Genomic DNA, 24148 nt, shown 5'->3' on the forward strand with positions numbered 1-24148 from the left:
AAAAAATAATTGATATTTTACATTAAATATCATTTAAATATATTTGATAATAAAAAAGACAACTTTTCAAAAAAAGATGTCTTTTTTTATTTATTTATAAATTATTTCAAATTCTTCACATACTACTTCCATATTTGTTATATCTACTTCTTTATTATAGATATCTTTAAATAATGTTTGCCAAAAATTGTAATGAACTTGTTTCCAGTATTTAAGTGATAAATCCCCTTCTCCTTCTTTATAGGCATGTTCTGGTGTTACTTCACAAAATTTTGTCATATAGACTTTAGTTGTCATAAGGACTGCTACTGGATTTCCACTTCCATCTAACAACATATCATAATGATGATTAGATTTTGGTAACGCCTCGTTTTCCCAGTCATACTCAACTTTAGCACTAGCTGTTGCTGTCTTGGTACCATTTAGTACAAGCTTTGCTAATTCATCAGCCATTTCATCTGTAGCTCCAAATGACCAAGCTTCACCGAATATTGGATTTTCAATCGTTGTTTGACTAAGAAACTTTTGCCAAAAAGCAGCTTCTTTTTTATTCATGCGATTATCCTTATATGATTATTTTTTTGATTGGTTATGTGTCATTTCGTGTACTTTTTTAATCGTTGTCATCTTATGATTCCAACACTCTGTTGATAAATCAACTGGATATTTTTGAGGGTTTAAATTACGTTTGTATTCTTCCCACAATGAGTCTTGATTGTCTTTAGATAATTTTTTGATTTCTTCTAATGTGGGCAACTCATACACTCGATTACCGTCTATGTAGATATCTTGTAAAACTGGACGTGCTGTAAAGTTTTTCACTGTTTTATTAATATAAGTATGAACTGGGTGGAACATGTATAACTCTTCTTGATTTCGTGGATCTTCTGTCCAAAGTGTGATGTAATCTCCTTCAGATTTCCCATCTTTACCAGTAATTCGCCAAACTTGTTTTTTACCAGGTGTTGAAACTTTTTCTGCATTACTTGATAACTTGATTGTATCCACCATTTTTCCATCATCATTCTCAATAGAAACTATTTTATAAACCGCACCCAGCGCTGGTTGATCGTAAGCTGTAATGAGTTTTGTTCCGATCCCCCAAACATCAATTTTTGCCCGTTGCATTTTTAAATTTAGAATGGTCGATTCATCTAAATCATTTGATGCATAAATTTTAACATCTGGGTATCCTGCCTCATCTAACTGCTTTCTTACTTTTTTGGAGATATAAGCCATGTCTCCACTATCAATTCTAACACCAATAAAATTAATTTTATCACCCATTTCATTGGCTACTCGTATCGCACTAGGTACACCAGAACGTAATGTATCGTATGTATCAACTAAAAACACACAATCTTTATGCGTTTGAGCATACGCTTTAAACCCTTCATAATCATTTAAATACGATTGAATTAAACTATGAGCGTGTGTTCCTGCAATAGGTATACCAAACATTTTACCCGCTCTAACATTACTTGTTGAATCAAAACCGCCTATATAAGCTGCTCTAGTTCCCCAAATTGATGCATCAAGTTCCTGTGCTCGTCGTGTTCCAAATTCCATAATTAAATCATCGCCACATACTGCACGGATTCTCGCAGCTTTTGTCGCAATCAGTGTTTGATAGTTTATAATGTTGAGTACGGCCGTTTCTATCAATTGACATTGTGCAAGAGGCCCTTCTACTTGGAATATTGGTTCATTATTGAAAACTAATTCTCCCTCTAGAGCAGATCGTACTGTACACTTAAATTTAAATTCTTTTAAATAAGTTAAAAATTCCTCAGGGTAGGTTGTAACTCGTCTTAAATAGTCAATATCTGTATCAGAAAATACTAAATTATCAAGATAATCAATCACTCTTTCTAATCCTGCAAAAATAGCATACCCATTTTTAAATGGCATATCTCTAAAATAGCACTCAAATACAGCATGTCTATCATCACGTCCTAATTCCCAATATGTTTTCATCATATTTAATTGATATAAATCCGTGTGTAATGCCAAACTATCGTCATGTAATCGATTAATCATCATCTTCTCCAATTCTTTTTCCTTTTATTCTATCATTTACATTTTACGTCTTATAAACAAAATTCTCAACTTTTATCCTTTTGAGACAATAAAAAAAGAGGAAGATTTCTCTTCCTCTCAATTATTAAAATAAATGATTATTTTAATGTAATTGAAGCGCCAACTTCTTCTAATTTAGCTTTGATTTCTTCAGCTTCTTCTTTAGATGCGCCTTCTTTAATTGGTGATGGAGCTCCATCAACTAATGCTTTAGCTTCTTTTAATCCTAAACCAGTTACTTCACGAACTGCTTTGATTACTTTAACTTTTGAATCTCCAGCAGAAGTTAATTCTACAGTAAATTCAGTTTGTTCAGCAGCAGATCCGCCTTCAGCAGCGCCACCAGCTACAGCTACAGGAGCAGCAGCAGATACACCAAATTCTTCTTCAATAGCTTTAACTAAATCATTTAATTCTAAAATAGTTGATTCTTTTAAATCAGCAATAATTTGTTCAACGTTTAATGCCATGTTGTTTTCCTCCATTTTAAATCTTTCGATTATTTAATTTTTATTTTTTAATAAACTAAGCTGCTATTAAGCAACTTCTTCTTCTTTTTCTGCCACAGCTTTGACTGCATAAGCCACGTTTCTGACAGGAGCTTGAAGTACAGATAGTAACATAGAAAGTAAGCCTTCGCGACTTGGTAGTTTTGCCAAAGCAATGATTTCTTCTTTAGAAGAAACATTTCCTTCGATAATGCCACCTTTAATTTCTAGCGCTTCTGCTTCTTTTGCAAAATCATTCATGATTTTAGCAGGTGCAACAACGTCTTCGTTACTGAATGCTACAGCAGTAGGTCCAAAGAATACATCTTCCATACCTTCTAATCCAGCTTTTTCAGCGGCACGACGTAAGATACCATTTTTGATAACTTTCATCTCAACGTTTGCATCACGTAATTGTTTACGTAAGTTAGTTACTTCTTCTACCGTTAAACCACGATAATCCACTACAACAACAGATGCAGCTTCTTTTAGTTTAGCAGAAATCACTTCAACTTCTTGTGCTTTTTTTGCAATTGATGCTTCACTCATTTATTTTCACCTCCGTTAATTAATAGATGGTGGAATTTTTTATACAAAAAAACTCCATGCCACCGTTGACATAGAGGGACTATTGATTGTATTAATCATTGTCCTCGGTAGGAAATTAAGGTTCTAGAACCACCTACTGTCTTCGGCATAATATTTTAACCTAGATAACTATAACATCTACAGTTATCTAGGTCAACTGTTTTTATTAATTAGAATGAAAATTTATCAACTTTAACACCAGGTCCAAAAGTTGTTGTAATTGTTAAGTTTTGAATATAAGTTCCTTTAGTAGCAGCTGGTTTAGCTTTTACGATAACATCATTTAACGCTTCAAAGTTTTCAATTAATTTAGCATCATCAAATGATACTTTACCAATTGGGACATGAATATTCCCTTGTTTGTCTACACGGTAAGTTACTTTACCTGCTTTAACTTCTTCAACAGCTTTTGTTACGTCCATAGTAACTGTTCCTGTTTTAGGGTTAGGCATTAATCCTTTAGGTCCTAATACACGTCCTAATTGACCAACTTGCGCCATCATGTCTGGAGTAGCTACGACTACGTCAAAACCAAACCATCCACCTTTAATTTTTTCTACCATGTCAGCTTCACCAACAAAGTCAGCTCCAGCAGCTTCTGCTTCTTTAGCTTTTTCACCTTTAGCGAAAACTAATACAGATTGAGTTTTACCAGTTCCATTAGGTAATACCATAGCTCCACGTATTTGTTGATCAGCTTTTTTAGGGTCTACATTTAGACGGTAAGCAACTTCTACAGTTGCGTCGAATTTAGCAATGTTTGTTTCTTTAGCTAAAGCTACTGCTTCTGCTACAGAGTATTCTTTTGTTACATCTACTTTTTTCAATGCTTCTTGCATTTTTTTACTTTTCTTAGCCATTTTGTTTCCTCCTTGATTGTGGTTATAACGGTTGTACCTCCCACGTATTTATATTTTTCAATATAAATTCGACTGAGAAGCTACTTCAAGACTCGCTGTAGAAGTTTACTCTACAGTGATACCCATGCTTCGTGCAGTACCTTCTACCATGCGCATAGCTGCTTCAATATCAGCTGCGTTTAGGTCTTGCATTTTAGTTTCAGCGATTTCTTTTACTTGATCTTTAGTAACAGTTGCTACTTTTTTAGAGTTAGGCTCTCCTGAACCTTTTTCAATGTTAGCTGCTTTTTTAAGTAAAACTGCAGCTGGTGGTGTTTTTGTAATAAATGTAAATGAACGGTCTTCATATACAGAAATTACAACTGGAATAATTAAACCAGCTTGATCTGCTGTACGAGCGTTGAATTCTTTTGTGAATCCCATAATGTTAATACCCGCTTGACCTAACGCTGGACCTACCGGTGGAGCTGGTGTTGCTTTCCCTGCAGGAATTTGTAATTTAACTAATTTTTCAACTTTCTTTGCCACGAGACATACCTCCTTAAGTCCGTGATGTGGTTTAATGGAGATGTAAATTTCTCCTCCCACACTGTAAATAAAAAAGAAATACGTGTATTACACGCACCTTCATATTATACTATCATTTTTAAAATAATCAATACTCTTTTTTATATTTTTACTTTTTTGCAAGTTGCTACTATATTATACGCATGATATAGTAACAGTACTTAATTTATAACAAAAGGAGGAACCGTTCAAAATGATTCGTTTTGCAGAAAAAAAAGATGCTAGCCAAGCCATCGACTTAGTGATGATCGTTCTAAGAGATATGGAATTAGATATCTTCAATAAATTACCTGAGGATGAGGTAAAAAATTTACTCGTTACTGGTTTTATAGAAAAGCCAACCCATCGTTACGGTTACAAAAATGCATTGGTAAAAGAAATTAATGGTGAAGTCGCTGGTGTGGCTTTTGGCTACCCACAACATTTAGAAAAAAATATTGATGAAGGATTCTTTGACATTCTAGAACAACACAACTTACCAATAGAAAAATATCGTTTATTTACTGAAAAAGAAGCCTTTGATAATGAATGGTATTTGGATACATTAGTAACCTCTCCTAATCATCGTGGTAAAGGTGTCGCAAAAGAGTTGCTTAACTCTCTTTCTGAATTAGCGACACAATCAAATCTTTCTACTATAGGTTTGAATTGTGATTTAGTTAATGACAATGCCAAAAGAATTTATTTGAACAATGGTTTTGAAAAATCAGGTGAAATTGATATTGCCGGTCATAGATACGAGCATTTACAGAAACATATTTAGCCAAAATTATAAAACCTCGATTATTCGAAAAAATAATCGAGGTTTTATTTGCTTTTTCTTGTATAAGGATATATAATTTAAACATGAACAGATATTCATATGATTGCCCACTTATATAAAAAGGAGTTGAACCACATGTCACAATCACAACATGCCGTTGACCATAATCATGAAAAATGTAGCCACGCACATAATCACAATCATGGTAATCTACCAGTCGTTCTATTCTTTCTAGGTTTAGCAACATTTCTGATTAGTTTATTTTTACCAGTTGGCACTTTAAAAACCATTCTTTCCGTTTCAACTATTGTTCTTTCTGGGTATCACATTATGATTGAGGGTTTTGAAGATACCATTAAAGAAACCAAACGACTTAAAAAATTTATGCCAAATGTCCATGTTTTAATGTCCCTTGCAGCAATCGGTGCAGTACTTATCGGAGATTATACCGAGGGGGCTCTTCTAATTCTTATCTTTGCTGCCGCTCACTTTTTAGAACATTATGTGGAAAATAAAAGTAAAAAAGAAATTACTTCTTTAATGAAAATGAATCCAACTGATGCTAAATTAATACTTTCAGACGGTTCTACTAAGACAGTAGATATTGCTCAACTAAAAATTGGCGATCATTTGAAAGTATTAAATGGGGAACAAATTCCAACTGACGGAATCATTCTAACTGGATACACATCAATTGATGAATCATCAATCAACGGTGAAAGTATTCCTGCTGAAAAAACAGTTGGTGATAATGTTTTTGGTAGTACAATCAATGGTGATGGAACTATTACAATGGTTGTAACAAAAGATAGTACAGACACTGTATTTGCTAAAATTTTACAGTTAGTCAATGAATCTCAATCAAACCTATCTAAAACTGCCACAAAGATTAAACGTTTAGAACCCAAATATGTCACGAGTGTTATGGTTCTTGTATTCTTATACATTGTATTAATGCCACTTGTTTTCAATATGGCTTGGTATGATAGTTTTTACAAAGGCATGGTATTCTTAACAGTTGCTTCGCCTTGTGCCCTTGCTGCGAGTGATATTCCAGCGACACTATCTGCCATTTCAAACTTAGCTAAACGCGGAGTTCTATTCAAAGGCGGCTCTTACCTTTCAAACCTTTCAGAAATTAAAGCTATCGCATTTGATAAAACTGGTACATTAACCGAAGGAAAACCAAAAGTCACTGATGTTCACTTTATTGATCACATCACAAACGAAGAAACATTCTATACTGATTTAATTATAGCCATGGAAAAACAAGCCAATCATCCATTAGCTAATGCGATTGTCGAATCAATTGAAATAGTTAATGACATTCCATTAACTATTGAAAATCAAATTGGGAAAGGACTCGTATCAACTTATAAAGGACATACATACAAAATCGGGAAAGCTTCTCAATTTACTAACGTGTCTTCTGACATTGAATCATTTGAAAGAAAATATGCTGAAGAAGGAAAAACAGTCGTACTATTTTCTGAAGATGATGTGGTCATTGGATTAATCGCCATGATGGATTTACCAAATCCAAAAGCACAGCAACTTATTGCTTACTTCAAAGAACATAATATTCACACTACAATGATCACCGGTGATGCTGAACGTACTGGTCATGCGGTCGCAAGTACGCTTAAAATTGACGAAGTTGCAGGAAATGTCCTACCTGAAAACAAATCACAAATTGTTAGCTCACTTCAAGACAAATATGGTTTAACAGCCATGGTTGGTGATGGGGTCAATGATGCACCAGCTCTTGTAAAAGCTGATATTGGTGTGGCTATGGGTGATGGGACGGACGTTGCCATTGATGTAGCAGATGTTGTTTTAATGCAAAACGACTTAGACAAACTAGGTTACGCTTATCGTCTATCTAAAAAATTAGATAAAGTGGTTAAACAAAACATTATTTTCTCTATGGGTGTTGTCGCATTACTTGTTGTATTAAATATTTTTGGTCAAATGAACTTACCTATTGGTATTTTAGCCCATGAAGGATCTACATTAGTTGTCTTATTTAATGGATTAAGACTTTTAACACCACTTAAAAATTAAAATATATCATTATATTCAGGAGAGAGACTAAATTCTATCTCCTGTTTTTTTGTATCGCCGATTGTAAAATTAAGCTAGACAACCAAAGACAACAAGGAAAGTGATCACAATAGTTTAAATAATTGGTTTAAAAAAATTTCCATGCCATCTATTTAAATCAATCAGCAAGCTAAATAATATTGATATTTATTTTGCCAATTCAGGAACACCCTAAAAAAGACTTAAACGAACTCTTTAATGGGTTATTACGCAAAGATAGATTACCTAATCAAATTGATTTCAACGAAGTTAAGGAATCTTTTATCCAATCTATCGCATCTAAAAGAAATAATATCCCTAGAAAATCATTAAACTATAAAACACCATTGGAAGTATTTTTGAGTTATATAGATAATGATATTTTGTCTAGCTTAATTTGACAAATAAAAAAAATAAAAAATAGCACTTAAAAAGTACTATTTTCTTATTATTCGTTATCTTTTTTTTCTTCTTCAGTGACTGGTTCTTCAACCACTTCAACTTCAGTTACTTCAGTTACTTCAACTTCTGACGTATTATCCTCTATAGGTTCATTAGATGTAGGTGCTGCAGGTGCTTTAACTGTTTTAATTGCTCCTCGTTCAAATTCTAAATAGATTCCTTCACAATCAAGAGTCACTGTGCCTTTTTCTTTATCTACTTCATGAACGATTCCGTATAGTCCACCAATAGTCACAACTTCACTACCAGGTTGCATACTATCTAATAATTGTTGACGTTGAGCTTGTTGTTTCTTTTGAGAACGACTCATAAAAAACATCATTCCACCCATCACTAATATCAATGGTATCAATGTTTGCATAACTTAGTTCACCTCTTTCTTATTTCACTCAACTATAACTGTAACAAATTTTTAATTATTTAACTACAAAAATTCTATAAATTTTAGAAATTCTTGGCATTTTCTTTATTAAAGCCATACTCTTCAAAAAACGCTTGTCTAAATTCTAATAAGTTATCATCCATAATAGCTTGTCTGACTTGTTTCATGGTATTTAATAAGAAATACAAGTTATGATAAGACGTCAAACGAATACCGAATGTTTCATCACATTTAATGAGATGACGAATGTAAGCTCGTGTGTAATTGCGACAAGTGTAGCAATCACATTTCTCATCAATTGGACGATAGTCTTCTGCGTATTTTGCATTTTTAACGACCAAACGTCCTTGACTTGTCATACATGTTCCGTTTCTTGCAATACGTGTTGGTAACACACAATCAAACATATCAACTCCACGAATTACGCCATCAATTAATGAGTCTGGCGTTCCAACACCCATTAAGTAACGAGGTTTATTTTCTGGAATCAGTGGTGTTGTGTATTCAAGCACTTTGTTCATCTCTTCTTTAGGTTCTCCTACTGACAATCCTCCGATAGAATAACCAGGGAAGTCTAAGCTAACTAATTCACGCGCACTTTGTTCACGCAAATCTTTGTACCCAGCTCCTTGAATAATACCAAATAGTCCTTGTCTATCAGGATTTTGATGAGCTTTTAGTCCACGTTCAGCCCAACGTGATGTTCTCTCAATAGATTTTTTCACGTAGTCATGACTTTCTTGGAATGGTGGACACTCATCAAAACTCATCATGATATCTGGTCCTAATTTATTTTGAATTTGAATAGCTTTTTCTGGTGATAAAAACATCTTAGAACCATTTAGGTGGTTTCTAAAATGAACACCAGATTCTTCAATTTGTCGCATATCTGATAATGACCAGACCTGGAATCCTCCAGAATCGGTTAAAATTCCTTGGTCCCAGTTCATAAATTTATGTAGTCCACCTGCACCTTCTACAATGTCCTCACCAGGGCGTAACCATAAATGATAGGTATTACTTAAAATAATTCCGGCACCCATCTCTTTTAATTCTTCCGGTGCCATTGTCTTTACAGTGGCAAGTGTTCCAACAGGCATAAACATTGGCGTTGGGAATGTTCCATGAGGGGTAATAATTTCACCTAGTCTTGCGCCAGTATGTTTTTCTTTTTTTATCAATCGGTATTTAATTGCTGGTTCTGTCATGTCTTTTCTCTCTTTCTTTATTTAACAAACATCGCATCCCCAAAGCTAAAGAAGCGATATTTTTCTTTTACAGCATGCTCATAGGCATTAAGGACGTTGTCTTTTCCGGCAAACGCACTGACTAACATAATCAATGTTGACATTGGTAAGTGGAAATTAGTTAAAAACGCATCGACTATTTTAAACTCATAACCTGGTTTAATAAATATATCTGTCCAACCGTTGTCTTCTTGTAATTTGCCGTCAAACTTTGTCCCAATGGTTTCAAGCGTTCTGATAGATGTTGTTCCAACTGCTACAACTTTTCCACCTTGTTCTTTGACTTCATTCAATGTGTCTGCCGAATCTTTAGTTAAACGATAAAACTCACTATGCATTTTATGATTTTCCACATCATCCACACTGACTGGTCTAAATGTTCCAAGTCCAACGTGAAGGGTTAAATATACTAATTTAACCCCTTTATCTTCAATTTTTTTCAAGACATCTGGTGTGAAATGTAACCCAGCTGTTGGAGCTGCTGCTGACCCATTTTCTTTCGCATAAACGGTTTGATAGCGATCGTTATCATTTAGTCGCTCTTTGATATATGGAGGTAATGGCATTTCACCAAGAGATTCTAAAATCTCTAGAAAGACTCCATCATAAGAAAAAGTAATCATGCGACCACCATGTTCTAGTTCTTCCTCAACGACTGCTTTTAATGCCCCATTTCCAAATGAAATCACGGTACCTTTTTTGGCACGTTTGGCTGGTTTAATTAAGGTTTCCCATGTGTCACCTGTTGTATTCGTTAACAATAAAACTTCTAAATGACCACCTGTATCAGGTTTTTCTCCGTGAAGCCTTGCAGGAAGAACTCTTGTATCATTCATAACAAGAGCATCTCCTTCATTTAATTCATCTATAATTGCAGGAAATTGCGTGTCCTCAATTGCTCCAGTTTTCGAATCTAATATTAATAACTTTGATGCCGCACGATTTTCTAGTGGTGTTTGTGCGATTAACTCTTCTGGTAAATCAAAATCAAAGTCAGAGGTTTTTAATGTCATATCCTCACCTATTTCCTTTCTGTTCTATCTCCTGTTGTATTTTAACACTTTTACTCTTAAATAAAAACAGTCAAGATAGCTTAACTATTTTGATTATAAGGATAACCTAAATGTTGATACGCGTATTCTGTCACAACACGTCCTCGTTGTGTGCGTTTGATGAACCCTTTCTGGATAAGGTAAGGTTCATACATATCTTCTACTGTTTCACGTTCTTCGCTGATATTTACAGAAATGGTCGTTAATCCAACTGGTCCACCATTGTATAACTCAATCATCGCACGAAGCAATTTCTGATCGACATAATCTAATCCTTTATCATCGACTTGGAGCATTTTTAATGCATCATCAGCAATTTGTTTTGTGACTACACCTTCCCCTGTGACTTGAGCAAAATCTCTCACACGTTTTAATAAACGATTGGCAATACGTGGCGTGCCACGTGAACGTCTAGCAATTTCATACGCACCACTTTCCTCTATCACCACATCAAAAATATCTGACGAGCGAATAACAATTTCTTTCAAATCAGCTTCATCATAGTATTCCATATGACAAATAATCCCAAAGCGATCTCTCAAAGGTGCTGATAACATACCAGCTCGTGTCGTTGCCCCTACCAAAGTAAATGGAGGCAACTCAAAATGAACAGGATGAGAAGTAGGCCCTTGTCCTATCATAATATCGACATAAAAATCTTCCATAGCTGAGTACAAAAGTTCTTCCGCCACACGTGGTAAACGATGAATTTCATCAATAAATAACACGTCCCCTGGTTCTAACTCATTTAGTATTGCCACTAAATCTCCTGGTTTTTCAATGGCTGGTCCACTCGTTGTTTTAATGCTGACATCCATTTCATTTGCTATCACCATAGCCATCGTTGTTTTTCCTAATCCCGGTGGTCCATAGAGTAAGACATGGTCAAGTGCTTCATTTCGTTGTTTGGCTGCCTTGATGTAAATTGTCAATTCATCTTTCACTTTTTGTTGACCAATGTATTGCGATAATCGTGTTGGCCTAAGCGACTTTTCTACCATTTCTTCCGCGTCTAATGTTTCAGAAGAGACAAGTCTTTCTTCTTGTTCTGACATCTTCTTTACCATCCCCTACTTTTTCATTAATAATTTCAACCCAATACGTAAGTACTCGTCTGTTGTCTTATCTTGATAACTTTCAAGCTCTTTTTTAATTTTCTTAATCTCTCTTTCAGAATACCCAAGTGCTTTTAGGGCTTCGATTGCTTCATCTAATTGTTGCGTTGTCTCTACAGTAAATAAATCTTCTTGTGTGGAAATAGTGGTCGTTTCAGATGCTTCGACTGCAACATCATCTAATTTACCTTGTAAATCTAAAATCATTTGTTGTGCTGTTTTCTTTCCAACACCTGGGAATTTCGTTAAATACGTCGCGTCTTGCGCTTCGATTGCTTGAACTAAACCTGAATGGTCATCTAACGCCATAATCGCTAATCCACTTTTTGGTCCAATTCCTGAGACACTAATTAATTTTAAAAATAGTTGTTTTTCCTCTAATGTGGCAAACCCATAAAGTAAATGGGCATCATCACGAATAACCTGATGCAAGTAAACCGTCACCTCTTGATTTAAATAAGCTGAATAGCGAAATGGATTTGCCACCGCAATTTGATAACCTAATCCATTTGTTTCAACGACTATATAATAAGGACTAGTAAATGTTACTGTCCCTTTGATGTATTCATACACTTGTTTTCTTCCTTTCACGTACGCATGTTCCCTAAAATTGTACCATATCCCGAACAATTATCCTATGCTTTCCTATGCTTTCCTTATTAAAAAAAGCCCCCATAAATATGGGAAGCCCTAATTAATTAAACAGTGCTAAATATTCAGCATAGCCTTCTTTTTCTAAATCTTCAACTGGAACAAAACGTAACGCAGCACCATTAATACAATACCTTAGTCCACCTTTGTCTTGTGGTCCGTCTGGAAACACATGACCTAAGTGAGAATCAGCTTGGGAACTTCTGACTTCAGTTCGCACTCTTGCAAGCGTAGTGTCTTCAAGTTCTTTTAATGTTGCTATAGGCTTTGTAAATGATGGCCAGCCACATCCAGCGTCATATTTATCCGTTGAAGAAAACAATGGTTCCCCACTAACGATATCTACGTAAATGCCATCTTTATCAAATTGGTCGTACTCACTTGAAAAAGGACGTTCTGTTCCATTTTCTTGTGTTACTTGATATTGTAAGGGAGTTAATTGTTCTTTTAATTCATCTTTATTTACCAACTCATTCACCTTCCTAATTCTTTAAATAGTTGGTTTAAATAACCAACTGGTAAGCCAACGATAGAAAAATAATCCCCTTTTATCTCTTTGACAAACACACTTGCTTTTCCTTGGACACCATAAGCCCCTGCTTTATCCATTGGTTCACCAGTTTTAATGTAACCAGTGATGTCTTCTTCATCCAAATCATAAAACAAAACATCCACAACTTCGATATGTTCATATATTTTTTCAGGGGTTATCACACAAACGGCTGTCATCACTTTATGTGTGGTGCCACTTAGTTTTTCTAGCATGTTGTAAGCATCTTTTTCATCAATCGGCTTCCCCATAATGTTATTATCTAACACAACTGTTGTATCACACCCAATTACTGTTTCATTTGGATAAAGTTTAATAATTTCTTTAGCTTTTTCTCTGGCCATGCGACGAACATAATCTTTGGGTAATTCATCTAAATTGACCGTTTCATCTATATCGGCTGGGCTTATCGTAAAATGACTTGTCACAAATGACAATAACTCTTTTCTTCTAGGTGATGCTGACGCTAGTATCATGTACGTCTTCCTTTCTAATGTGGCTCTTGAATTCGTTTAAATAATTTTTCCATATCCTGATTGGTAAAGTGAATCAACACAGGGCGACCGTGCGGACAATTAAACGGATTCTCACATGTTTCTAACTCGTCTAATAAAGCTCGTGCTTGACGTTCATCCAAATGATGGTTGGCCTTAATTGATTGCTTACAACTCATCATAATTGCTGTAGCCTCACGAAAGGATTTTACTTCAACTTTTCCTTCTTCTAGGAAAATATCAATCATTTCACGGATGGTCGACTCTTCTTTTCCAACTGGATACCACGTTGGATGAGAACGGATAATAAAACTCTGTTGTCCAAAATCCTCTAACTCAATCCCGACTTCTTCAAACACCGATAGATTTTCTTTAATCTTTATGTAATCATCTACTGAGTATTCCAAAATAATTGGCACAAGAAGTTGTTGTTTGTCTTCCCCAACGTCTCCTATTTTTTCTCTAAAATACTCATACTTGATACGTTCTTGAGCGGCATGTTGATCAATAATATAAAGTCCCTCATCACTTTGGGCAAATAAATAGGTGCCATGCATTTGACCAAAATATTCTAAATGGGGAAAACTGTGCGTTGATGTTTCTTGCGTATCAGTTTTTGGTAGATCAACCACTTCTTCAATCACTTCATGAGAAACAGTATTTGATTCTATGTCACTCTCTTGCGTATAAGTCGCATCATCTAATTTTTCTGAGACACCATTTGTGTAATCTTTTGCTTCTTTAAATAGTTCTTTTTCTTCATTATTTTTTAAATAAAATTCACCTGTCAATGAATCATAAGCTAAATTGGTATCTTTAATTTGTTGTTCACGCTCTAGTGATTTAGATGAATGCTCAAATGGCAATTGTTGTTGCTCCACTTTAACCGTTTCAACTTGTTTTTTAAATGGTTTGCTATCATTCACGCGAGGAATCAGCACTTCCTCACCCAACGTTTTAGCAATGCTTGTTTCAATTAGCGTAACGAGTTCTTTTTCTTTACTTAGGCGAACTTCTTGTTTAGTTGGATGAACATTCACATCAACAAGCAATGGGTCCATCTCAATTGATAACACGGCAATCGGAAATCGACCCACCATCAGTTTTGATCCATAGCCAGACACAATGGCTTTATTTAAAATAAAATTTTTGATGTAGCGACCATTGATGATGAGTGAGATATAATTACGGCTAGCTCGTGTCACTTCTGGTAAAGACACATAACCTGTTAGCTTAAAATCCAAATCATCCCCTGATACTTCAATCATTTTTTTTGCTGTATTAACACCATAAATACCGGCAATCGCTTGTTTTAAATTACCACTTCCTAGTGTTCGTAACATTCGATGACCATCATTCGTTAATGAAAACGAAATATCTGGATGGCTCATAGCTAACCGATTGACTACATCACCAATATTAGCTAACTCTGTTTGTAATGTTTTAACATATTTTAGTCTAGCTGGTGTATTAAAAAAGATATTTTCAACCGTTATACTAGTTCCTTTACGCAATGAGTGAGACTTATGCTCTTTCACCACACCTCCCGATAAGAAAAGATAGCTTCCTTCTTCACCAGTGGATGTTTCAAGTGTGACTTCAGATACTGAGGCAATACTTGGTAATGCTTCACCACGAAATCCTAGTGAACGAATACGAAACAAATCTTCACGTGTATGAATTTTACTGGTAGCATGTCGCTTAAAGGCATTTAATACATCATCTGATGCAATACCTTCCCCATTATCAATTACTTGAATTTTCTTTAATCCTGATTCTTCAATAAAAATATCAATTTTCGTACTACCAGCATCAATCGAGTTTTCAAGCAACTCTTTGACGACTGAAGCGGGACGTTCCACTACCTCACCAGCAGCAATTTGGTTGGCTAAAATCTGTGATAACTCTTCAATTTTCGCCATGCTTCTAGCCTCCTTTTACTGCACTTTTTTTTGTAATTCAAATAAAATATTTAACGCTTCGAGTGGCGTTACACTTAACAGATTTAAATTTTTAATATCATTCACCACTTCAACTGATTCAGGTGTTTCTTCTGAAAACAATGATAGTTGTGCCGCATCTTCTGTTGATGTTATTTCTTTTTCAAAAATTAGATGTGCGTCACTAACTTCTGTTGTATGAACTGCTTGTGATTCAAAATTTTCTAATAAATCAGATGCTCTATGTAGTAAATTCGTTGGTAATCCTGCTAGTTTAGCTACATGAATCCCGTAACTTTTATCAGCTGGACCTTCCATCATTTTGTGTAAAAAGACGACTTCACCATTTTCTTCCACTGCTCCAACATGACGATTGCTAACACCTTTTAATTCTTGTTCAAGTGTTGTAATTTCATGATAATGCGTAGAGAAAAGAGTTTTAGCTCCCACATATTCGTGAATATATTCGATAATTGCTTGAGCTAATGCCATTCCGTCATACGTTGCAGTTCCACGACCTAACTCATCAAATAAAATCAAACTATTTGGTGTCGCATACTGCAATGCTTGATTTGCTTCCATCATCTCAACCATAAACGTACTTTGTCCTGATATCAAATCATCTGATGCCCCAATTCGGGTAAAAATCTGATCAAAAATAGGTAAAACTGCTTTTTCAGCGGGAACAAAACAGCCAATTTGAGCCATAATAACTGTTAGAGCTAGTTGCCTCATATAGGTACTTTTTCCTGACATGTTTGGTCCAGTTATTAGTAAAATCATCGTGTCTTTATCCATCTCAATACTATTTGGCACATATTCTTGACTGCCTAATACTTTTTCAACAACCGGATGTCTTCCATTATCTACTTGAATAATCGATTGATTCGTTGTCATTTCAGGTCGAACATATTGATATGTTTCACTAATTTCAGCAAATCCTTGTAAAATATCAAGTGTTGCCACAGCTTTTGCGAGTGACTGCAACCGTTCAATTGACTCTTTGACCGTTTCTCTTACTTCTAAGAACAAACGATATTCTAATTCTTGTGATTTTTCTTGTGACTCTAAAATTAGTGTTTCCATCTCTTTCAACTCAGGTGTAATATATCTTTCTGCGTTGGCTAGTGTTTGCTTTCTTTCATACCGATCAACTGGTACATCTTGAATATTACTTTTTGTCACTTCAATAAAATAGCCAAATACTCGGTTAAATTTAATTTTTAATGTTTTTATGCCTGTCGCTTGGCGTTCTTTGGCTTCCATTTCGGCTAACCATTGTTTGCCATTTTTCATAGCATCACGGTATTTATCTAACTCATCATTAAAGCCATCTTTAATAACATTCCCCTCAGTAATCGATAAAGGGGCTTCTTCATTAATTGACTCACTAATAATCGCAACTAAATCATCCATTGGTGTAATTTGTTCTAACAATGTACCAAACTGACCATTATCTAATCCTTGAATGATATTTTGAATCATCGGAATTTGCTCAAGTGATTGTTTTAATTGAAGCAAATCACGCCCATTAACTGTCCCAAATGCCACGCGTCCGGCTAATCGCTCTAAATCATAGACATGGCGTAAATACTCTTTTAAATCCATTCGCTCAAAATAAGCTTGAGTCAAACTTTCAACCATTTCTTGCCTCTCTTTAATAGCTGATAACTTTAATAAAGGGCGATCAATCCATTGTTTTAATAAACGCCCACCCATCGCTGTTTGGGTTTCATCAAGTAGCCAGAGCAATGTGCCTTTTTTATCTTTTGATCGAATGGATTGCGTTAATTCTAAATTATATTTAGAGTAATAATCCATTTTTAAAAAGTGACTTGGCTCATAGACTTGAGCTTGCTGTAAATGACTTAACTGTCTTTTTTGTGTGTTGGAAAGATACGTTAGTAATATCTGTGTTGATAATTTGGCTAACTTATCCTCTATTTTTTCCATCAAATAACTAAATTCAGATTCTATTTCGCCTATCGTTTGAGGTGACTGAACAATCGATTGTGATTCAAGCCACTCTAATAACGACTGTGGCAAGTCACTTCCGATTACGATTTCTTTCGTTCTTAACCCACTACACTCATTTTGAACTGTCTCTTCATCTAGCAATGTGGCAACATTCATTTCCCCTGTACTTAAATCCGTATAAGAAAAACCATAGCGGCCACTAACCTCATCATAGACAATCGCTGTTAAAAAATTATTTTGCTTTGCATCGGTTTCTTGCTTTCCTAGCGCAGTCCCTGGTGTGACTAACTGAACGACTTCACGTTTCACCATACCTTTTGTGGTTTTAGGATCTTCAACTTGCTCACAGATTGCCACTTTATACCCTTTTTCAACTAAAATATCAATATAATTGGCAGCAGAATGATGGGGCACCCCACACATTGGTATCGGATTTTCTGCATTTTTATTTCGACTAGTTAGCGTTAATTCTAATAATTGAGATACCTTTTCTGCATCCTCATAAAACATTTCATAAAAATCACCCAAACGATAAAATAAAAAAGCGTCTGGATATTGCGCTTTGATTTCAAAATACTGCTCCATCATTGGCGTATGTTTTGTTTTTTGTGGCATACAATCACTTCCCTACTCTTTTTCATTTAATAACTTTTCTAATGACTCGTTCACTTGCGATTGCAATAAAGACGTTAAATGATGCAACAAATCATTGGCTTCAACCAAACACTCCCTATATTCAAGTACTAGTGGATGATGATCAAATGCTTCTTGCAGTTCATCGGCTTGTCTTAACACTTCTTTTTCAGCATTTGGTTTGTCATAGTGAGAAAACTTCACTGCTTCTTTTTGCAGCTGTTTGATTTGTTCCACCATCTCTTTTAATCCATCGTGTTTATCAATTTTTTTCTCTATTCTTTTATAAGCTTTTATGGTGTCGTGATCTTCTAAACTCTCTAACAAGATAGATAAAGACTCATTTATTTTTGTGTCATAGACTTCTCTTTTCTCCATCATAAAAGCCCCTTTCTTATTACACTATTCTCTAAACGGACTATCTGCACTAATGGTATTTGCTTCTATTTTTTTCGCTTTTCCTGTCTTATCATCAATATCAATCACACAATAAGATAAGATTGAACGCCCACTTGTAACCACTTCAAAACGATGTGGCAAAGCGGTACGAAACTTTTCAATAACAGCTGTTCTTTCCATACCTAAAATACCATCATATGGCCCTGTCATCCCAACATCTGATAAATAAGCTGTTCCTTCTGGCAAAATACGTGCATCATTTGTTTGAACATGTGTATGTGTCCCAACAATAGCAGAAACACGTCCGTCTAAAAACCAACCCATTGCTTGTTTTTCACTCGTTACTTCTCCATGAAAATCAATAAAAATATGAGATGTTCTTTGTGATGCTTCTTCAACTAATTTATCAATCACATCAAATGGATCATCTATTGGTATCATAAACGTTCTTGCTTGTAAGTTAATGACGGCTAACTCAATCGTATTTACTTTGACATAAACAATCCCTTTTCCAGGTGTTGTGTCTTTTGGAAAATTCACTGGTCGAACCATTTTTTTTGCGTCCTGTATAAACTCAAAAATATCGCGATTATCCCAAGCGTGGTTACCCAAAGTCACCACATCTGCCCCATATTGTAAGATTTCTTTGTATATTTTTTCTGTAATCCCACGACCTGCTGCGGCATTTTCACCATTCACAATCGTGACTTGGGGATGATATTTTTTCTTTAACTTTGGAAGATAGGTGCCTAAGGTTTCTCTTCCTAATGACCCGACAACATCTCCAACAAATAATAAACGCATTTATTTTCCTCTTTTCTAATTAGCTACCTGTATATTTTAACAAGTTTCAAACCTAAATAAAAGAAATCAAAATTTTTTCTATCTTTCATTCTATTATTTTTATGTTAGAATGGAAAAAATAGTGTTTCTTGAAAGGGTGAAACATCATGCCAAACACACTACTTATCTTCGGAGGAAGCGGTTTTATTGGAAGAAACATTTGCCAAAAGGCTTTAATTCAAGGATATCACGTCTATAGCATTTCAACGCATGGAAAACCTAGTTTAAATGAAGATTGGGTCCATCATGCGAACATGACTTGGATTGCAAGCGACGTAGTAGACCATGACACTTGGCAAAAACAACTTCCACAAAATATCTACTATTGTATTAATTTAATTGGAATATTAATCCCATCAAACAAGCAAACCTATCAAAGTAGTATCATTGAACCAAATAAAATTATCAGCCAATGGGCATCATCTCACTGTGTCCCTTATTTATTTTTATCAGCTAAATTAGGACCATTTGGCTATATCAAAGCTAAAAAAGAAGCTGAAAGCTATTTAATAGCTCAAAACAACGTCAATACAATTGTCTACTCTGGTCTAGTCACACAAAAAAAGAAACGGCTTAAACAAATGCAAGCATTAGCTTTAAAATTAGGTTCTAGCTTACCTCTTTTATCGTACTGGTGTAGACAAGTCTATCCTATTGATTTAGACAAACTTTCAAAAACTATTTTGAACATTATTAGTACACCGGATAAACAAAGTAAATATGTTGATTTAACACAGTAAAAGGAGCTGTCTGAAGTGAATATTTTAATAACTGCAGGAGGAACATCTGAAGCCATTGATTCGGTTAGAAATCTAACCAATCACGCCACAGGTTCTTTAGGAAAAGTCATAGCAGAAACGCTAAGTCCACATGTCCATACTATCTTTTATGTTCATGGGCCAAGAGCTGTTTTACCAGATAAAGATAATATTCATAACTATCCTATTTCTTCTGTCAGAGATTTAGAAAAAACGATGCATGATTTATTAACTACTCATACCATTCACACTGTCATTCATAGCATGGCTGTCAGTGATTATGAGCTTGATTACACAACATCAGAAGTTAATCTTGCCAAACAACTAGCCGATGTCATTACAACTAAACAACCTGCAACAAAAGAAAATCTTGAGACATTAATTAAAGAAACTCTAATATCTAATCAATTTGCAACAAATAAAGAGAAAAAAATTCGTTCAACCTCTGAACAACTGATTATCGCGTTAAAAAAAGCACCTAAAGTGATTCATTCTATTAAGAAGTGGCAACCAACCACTCAGATGATTGGATTTAAATTATTAGTGGGTGTCCCAGAAATAGACCTAGTAACAGCAGCAAAAGAAAGCATTGAAAAAAATAAAGCTGATTATATCGTAGCAAATGATTTAGAACATATTTCAACTACTCAACATCAAGCTCTCATCATTAATCAAACAGGCATTAAAGAGCGATGTGAAACAAAGCAAGACATTGCTAATAGTCTGTTAAATATCATTAAACAGGAGGGATAAACTTATGCCAAAAGTATTATTAGGAGTTTCTGCGAGCATTTCTGCCTATAAAGCAGCTGATATTATCAGTCAATTAAAAAAACAACAAATCGACGTCGAAGTAATTATGACAAAAAATAGCACGCAAATAATTCCACCACTAACCCTTCAAGTGCTATCAAAAGAGATGGTTCATACTGATGTCATGTATGAGGGTAAACCGAGTGATATTAATCATATTGATATGGTAAAACGTGCGGATTTATTTTTAGTTGCACCTGCTACTGCTAATATTATTGGGAAAATGGCTAATGGAATTGCAGATGATATGCTATCTACCACAGCTTTAGCTGTCCATGATATTCCCAAATTGGTTGCTCCTGCCATGAATACCTATATGTATACAAATCCTGCTATGCAACGAAATTTAGCACAGTTAGAAGAAGATGGTTACACGATTATTGAACCAAAAGAAAGTTTACTAGCTTGTGGTGATTATGGTAAAGGTGCCTTAGCTGATGTTGAGGTTATCGTTGATATAATCAAAAAGCAATTAATCAAAAAATAAAAAGGAGTTTCATTGTGAAAACAAAACGTTTAACACTTACCGCTATATTTTTAGCAATCATCATTTTATTTTCTTTTACACCACTAGGGTTTATCAACTTAGGTTTTATAAAAGCTACACTCGTACACATTCCTGTTATTATTGGAGGAATTGTCTTAGGACCAAGAATCGGAGCATTTTTAGGGTTATCATTTGGATTACTGAGTATGACAATTAATACCATGACGCCATCTGCTTTATCATTTGCTTTCTCTCCATTTATACCAGTCATTGGGACAAACAATGGGAGTTTATGGGCAATTGTCATTGCGCTTATTCCTAGAATATTAACTGGTGTTGTCCCTTATTTTGTCTATAAATGGCTAAATTCAACTAATAAGCTACCTGATAGACTATCGCTCTTTATATCAGGTATTGCTGCTTCAATGGTTAATACACTTCTGGTTATGAATTTAATCTATCTATTATTCCAAGATGCCTATTCTCAATTAAAAGGAGTAGCCATCGGAGCTGGTCTTTATAAAGCTGTTTTAAGCGTTATTTTTATTAATGGTGTCCCAGAAGCATTAGTAGCTGGTATTGTAGTAAGTGCTATTACTGGCGTGTTGTTGAAAATCTATCAAAAAGGTGGACAACATCTATAGAAAAAATCGTTGTTTTTTTGAACAATTATGATAGAATAATAAATGACTTTATTATGAGACATAACCCGTATATCACTTACGCTTGCTTATGTACTTGTATCAGTCTACCCCACTTTAACCAAAGTGGGGTTTTATATTTAAATTAATCTACTAAAGAACAGAACATTTCCCTTAACTAATTAAAAATATAAAGTGCATTAACATGGTTGTTCTAACATCATTAATATTTTTCAAGTTTATTAATTGTCTGTCTCACCACTTTTCTAGGTGGTAAATATCTTCCTGATTCCTCATATCGTGTTGCTTTTAAATCCAATTGACCTATATTTGATAATTGACTCAACTCAGATAATGACATTCCATTTTTCTCAGCCAAATGCCACATATAATTTAATTCTTTTTGCCGTTTAATAGAATAATATTTTGCAACAGATAACATGGTTAGGTAAGCTATCATTAACCACATTTTTCCAGATATTAATAATACAACACAATAAATCCCAATCACTAGATATAAATAATATATTTTTTTCATTATTATGATACCTCCTTCTCTCTATTAGTATAACAAAAAAACTCTTACTTTTTCGTAAGAGTTTTAGTAAGTCATAATCATATCATCTTCATCATTTTCTGGATTTTTTGCTTTTATCTCAATCACTAGTTTATGTGGTAAACAGATACTGGTTTGGCCCACACGACTAATCCAACTTGTCATGACTGCTATTTGATCAGGACTATTGTCTTCTTTTACTCGAATACGTGTGCCGTCCACTTCCACTATATTATATTTATCTCCACCTGGATAATACGTTTTTTCAAAATGTTTGGTGTCCTCATTTAAATCAAACCGATCAACTTCTTTACCATTGATAGTTACAATAGCTATTGTGCCACTATCGTCTTTTTCTTTTGCTTGACTCATTCCAAAAACCACATACGGAACAAATGACAACACAACCAAACAAATGATTACAACGCCATCCATATATCGCCATTGTTTTTTTAATTCATGCCATAATTTCATCTTTTTATTTCCTTTCAAGCACTACTCTTAGTAAGATAACGTTAATTTCAAAAATCGTCAACTTTTTTATTTAAATATCTTTTTATGTACTTGTGAAAAAAACATCAATATTGCTATTTTTAAAACTTTTATCTATAATTGTTTGATACAAACTCTAGGAGGAATTACTGTGTCAAAGTATCAAGTATTATTATATTATTTATATGTCCCTATTGAAAATCCTGAAGAATTTGCCAAAGAGCATTTAGAATTATGTAAATCATTTAATCTTAAAGGTCGTGTATTAGTTGCCAAAGAAGGCATCAATGGTACTCTGTCTGGTCTAACTGAAGACACACAACGTTATATGGATTACATGCATGCTGATGAACGTTTCAAAGATATTTTCTTTAAAATAGATCCAGCTGACGAGCAAGCGTTCAAAAAAATGTTCGTCCGTCCTCGTCCTGAACTAGTCTCTTTAAAATTAGAAGATGATATCAACCCGTTAGAATTAACTGGAAATTATTTATCACCTCAAGAGTTTAAAGAAGCTATTTTAGATGAGGATACCATTGTCATTGATGCAAGAAATGATTACGAGTATGATTTAGGTCACTTTAGAGGAGCTGTTCGTCCAGATATTCGTACATTTAGAGAATTGCCTCAATGGATCCGTGATAACAAGGAAAAATTTATGGATAAACGTGTTGTGACTTACTGTACAGGAGGCATTCGTTGTGAAAAATTCTCTGGTTGGTTAGTTCGTGAAGGTTTTAATGATGTTGGCCAATTACATGGTGGTATCGCTACTTACGGTCGTGATCCTGAAGTTCAAGGTGAGCTATGGGATGGAAAAATGTATGTATTTGATGAACGTATTAGTGTCCCTATCAACCACGTTGATCCTGTTGTCGTCGGAGTTGATTGGTTTGATGGCACGCCTTGTGAGCGTTATGTCAACTGTGGTAATCCAGAATGTAACCGACAAATTTTATGTTCAGAAGAAAATGAAGCAAAATATGTTCGTGGTTGTTCTCATGACTGTCGTATTCATGAAAGAAATCGTTACATCACTGAAAATAACATTACACCAGAAGAATGGATTAAAAGAATTCATGACTTAGGTGAAGAATTTGATGTTGAAAGAATGGAAACAGTTGAGTGATCAATAAATATTTAAAGGAATCTTGCATTTTGCAAGATTCTTTTTTATATAAAAAAGCCACTAGTTTTCACTAGTGGCAAAAAGGAGTTATTTATTTACT

Annotated in this window: 26 protein-coding genes, 1 pseudogene and 1 other annotated feature; of the genes and pseudogenes, 8 read left to right on the plus strand and 19 right to left on the minus strand. The window is 34.6% G+C overall.

The features are described from left to right. Positions 1-90: 90 nt before the first annotated feature. The 6 genes from AC37UB_RS07215 to rplK all read right to left on the minus strand — a co-directional run bounded on the left by AC37UB_RS07215 (position 91) and on the right by rplK (position 4543). Entirely contained in the window at positions 91-555 is a 465-nt protein-coding gene (locus AC37UB_RS07215; RefSeq protein ID WP_242093789.1) for an ASCH domain-containing protein, read from the minus strand. An 18-nt stretch (positions 556-573) separates the two neighbouring features. Continuing rightward, positions 574-2040 carry a nicotinate phosphoribosyltransferase gene (locus AC37UB_RS07220; protein ID WP_117973310.1) on the minus strand — a complete coding sequence of 489 codons (1467 nt, stop codon included), beginning with the start codon at positions 2038-2040 and terminating at the stop codon, positions 574-576. Positions 2041-2177: 137 nt separating this feature from the next. Next, on the minus strand, positions 2178-2549 hold the full coding sequence (gene rplL, locus AC37UB_RS07225; RefSeq protein WP_117973311.1) for a 50S ribosomal protein L7/L12: 372 nt from the start codon (positions 2547-2549) through the stop codon (positions 2178-2180). Between the two features lie 66 nt (positions 2550-2615). Further along, on the minus strand, positions 2616-3116 hold the full coding sequence (gene rplJ / locus AC37UB_RS07230; RefSeq protein WP_117973312.1) for a 50S ribosomal protein L10: 501 nt from the start codon (positions 3114-3116) through the stop codon (positions 2616-2618). Between the two features lie 36 nt (positions 3117-3152). Then, positions 3153-3280: a sequence feature (ribosomal protein L10 leader region), on the minus strand. Positions 3281-3325: 45 nt separating this feature from the next. Then, positions 3326-4015 carry a 50S ribosomal protein L1 gene (gene rplA / locus AC37UB_RS07235; RefSeq protein ID WP_117973313.1) on the minus strand — a complete coding sequence of 230 codons (690 nt, stop codon included), beginning with the start codon at positions 4013-4015 and terminating at the stop codon, positions 3326-3328. 105 nt (positions 4016-4120) lie between these two features. Continuing rightward, entirely contained in the window at positions 4121-4543 is a 423-nt protein-coding gene (gene rplK, locus AC37UB_RS07240) for a 50S ribosomal protein L11 (protein ID WP_071457521.1), read from the minus strand. 232 nt (positions 4544-4775) lie between these two features. Here rplK and AC37UB_RS07245 point away from each other — a divergent pair, with 232 nt between their 5' ends. The 3 genes and pseudogenes from AC37UB_RS07245 to AC37UB_RS07255 form a co-directional block, all read left to right on the plus strand. After that, positions 4776-5345 carry a GNAT family N-acetyltransferase gene (locus AC37UB_RS07245; RefSeq protein WP_490685524.1) on the plus strand — a complete coding sequence of 190 codons (570 nt, stop codon included), beginning with the start codon at positions 4776-4778 and terminating at the stop codon, positions 5343-5345. Between the two features lie 135 nt (positions 5346-5480). Further along, positions 5481-7409 (plus strand): heavy metal translocating P-type ATPase, encoded by a 1929-nt coding sequence (locus tag AC37UB_RS07250; RefSeq protein ID WP_490685525.1) that lies wholly within the window; start codon positions 5481-5483, stop codon positions 7407-7409. A 108-nt stretch (positions 7410-7517) separates the two neighbouring features. Then, a pseudogene (locus tag AC37UB_RS07255) lies at positions 7518-7828 on the plus strand (transposase); the annotation flags it as partial. Positions 7829-7875: 47 nt separating this feature from the next. Here the strand turns inward: AC37UB_RS07255 and yajC are convergent. The 11 genes from yajC to AC37UB_RS07310 form a co-directional block, all read right to left on the minus strand. Beyond that, positions 7876-8250: a preprotein translocase subunit YajC gene (gene yajC, locus AC37UB_RS07260; protein WP_490685526.1), complete on the minus strand. Its 375-nt coding sequence runs from the start codon at positions 8248-8250 to the stop codon at positions 7876-7878. Positions 8251-8333: 83 nt separating this feature from the next. Then, a complete protein-coding gene (tgt, locus tag AC37UB_RS07265) occupies positions 8334-9479 on the minus strand; it encodes a tRNA guanosine(34) transglycosylase Tgt (protein WP_117973317.1) in 1146 nt (381 codons plus the stop codon). 17 nt (positions 9480-9496) lie between these two features. Then, positions 9497-10531: a tRNA preQ1(34) S-adenosylmethionine ribosyltransferase-isomerase QueA gene (queA, locus tag AC37UB_RS07270; RefSeq protein WP_490685527.1), complete on the minus strand. Its 1035-nt coding sequence runs from the start codon at positions 10529-10531 to the stop codon at positions 9497-9499. Positions 10532-10611: 80 nt separating this feature from the next. After that, positions 10612-11625, minus strand: coding sequence for a Holliday junction branch migration DNA helicase RuvB (gene ruvB, locus AC37UB_RS07275; RefSeq protein WP_241699466.1), 1014 nt, complete (start codon positions 11623-11625; stop codon positions 10612-10614). A 15-nt stretch (positions 11626-11640) separates the two neighbouring features. After that, on the minus strand, positions 11641-12258 hold the full coding sequence (ruvA, locus tag AC37UB_RS07280; RefSeq protein WP_241699467.1) for a Holliday junction branch migration protein RuvA: 618 nt from the start codon (positions 12256-12258) through the stop codon (positions 11641-11643). Between the two features lie 121 nt (positions 12259-12379). Beyond that, positions 12380-12814, minus strand: a complete 435-nt coding sequence (gene msrB / locus AC37UB_RS07285) for a peptide-methionine (R)-S-oxide reductase MsrB (RefSeq protein ID WP_199500912.1) — start codon at positions 12812-12814, stop codon at positions 12380-12382. Beyond that, positions 12811-13362: a Maf family protein gene (locus AC37UB_RS07290; protein ID WP_117973322.1), complete on the minus strand. Its 552-nt coding sequence runs from the start codon at positions 13360-13362 to the stop codon at positions 12811-12813. The genes msrB and AC37UB_RS07290 overlap by 4 nt, the downstream gene beginning before the upstream one ends. 14 nt (positions 13363-13376) lie before the next feature. Continuing rightward, a complete protein-coding gene (gene mutL, locus AC37UB_RS07295) occupies positions 13377-15302 on the minus strand; it encodes a DNA mismatch repair endonuclease MutL (RefSeq protein WP_490685528.1) in 1926 nt (641 codons plus the stop codon). 15 nt (positions 15303-15317) lie between these two features. Next, on the minus strand, positions 15318-17912 hold the full coding sequence (gene mutS / locus AC37UB_RS07300; protein ID WP_490685529.1) for a DNA mismatch repair protein MutS: 2595 nt from the start codon (positions 17910-17912) through the stop codon (positions 15318-15320). Between the two features lie 12 nt (positions 17913-17924). Further along, complete coding sequence (locus tag AC37UB_RS07305; RefSeq protein WP_490685530.1) at positions 17925-18308, minus strand: YlbF family regulator; 384 nt, start codon at positions 18306-18308, stop codon at positions 17925-17927. Between the two features lie 24 nt (positions 18309-18332). Then, positions 18333-19133: a TIGR00282 family metallophosphoesterase gene (locus AC37UB_RS07310; protein WP_117973326.1), complete on the minus strand. Its 801-nt coding sequence runs from the start codon at positions 19131-19133 to the stop codon at positions 18333-18335. A 146-nt stretch (positions 19134-19279) separates the two neighbouring features. On the opposite strand from AC37UB_RS07310, the gene AC37UB_RS07315 reads away from it, so the two are divergent. From AC37UB_RS07315 to AC37UB_RS07330, 4 genes are read left to right on the plus strand one after another with little or no spacing between them, the layout of a single operon-like run. Then, positions 19280-19912, plus strand: a complete 633-nt coding sequence (locus AC37UB_RS07315) for an NAD-dependent epimerase/dehydratase family protein (protein WP_490685531.1) — start codon at positions 19280-19282, stop codon at positions 19910-19912. Positions 19913-19927: 15 nt separating this feature from the next. After that, on the plus strand, positions 19928-20683 hold the full coding sequence (locus tag AC37UB_RS07320) for a phosphopantothenoylcysteine decarboxylase domain-containing protein (RefSeq protein WP_490685532.1): 756 nt from the start codon (positions 19928-19930) through the stop codon (positions 20681-20683). A gap of 4 nt (positions 20684-20687) precedes the next feature. Next, positions 20688-21230: a phosphopantothenoylcysteine decarboxylase gene (locus AC37UB_RS07325; RefSeq protein ID WP_490685533.1), complete on the plus strand. Its 543-nt coding sequence runs from the start codon at positions 20688-20690 to the stop codon at positions 21228-21230. A gap of 11 nt (positions 21231-21241) precedes the next feature. Then, entirely contained in the window at positions 21242-21874 is a 633-nt protein-coding gene (locus AC37UB_RS07330) for an ECF transporter S component (protein WP_117973330.1), read from the plus strand. A gap of 220 nt (positions 21875-22094) precedes the next feature. On the opposite strand, the gene AC37UB_RS07335 is transcribed toward AC37UB_RS07330, so the two are convergent. Beyond that, positions 22095-22409, minus strand: a complete 315-nt coding sequence (locus AC37UB_RS07335; RefSeq protein WP_117973331.1) for a hypothetical protein — start codon at positions 22407-22409, stop codon at positions 22095-22097. 63 nt (positions 22410-22472) lie between these two features. Then, positions 22473-22901, minus strand: coding sequence for a NusG domain II-containing protein (locus AC37UB_RS07340; RefSeq protein ID WP_117973332.1), 429 nt, complete (start codon positions 22899-22901; stop codon positions 22473-22475). Positions 22902-23070: 169 nt separating this feature from the next. Here AC37UB_RS07340 and trhO point away from each other — a divergent pair, with 169 nt between their 5' ends. After that, positions 23071-24048, plus strand: a complete 978-nt coding sequence (gene trhO, locus AC37UB_RS07345) for an oxygen-dependent tRNA uridine(34) hydroxylase TrhO (protein WP_117973333.1) — start codon at positions 23071-23073, stop codon at positions 24046-24048. Positions 24049-24148: the final 100 nt, after the last annotated feature.

Source organism: Vagococcus changpingensis, assembly GCF_058211775.1.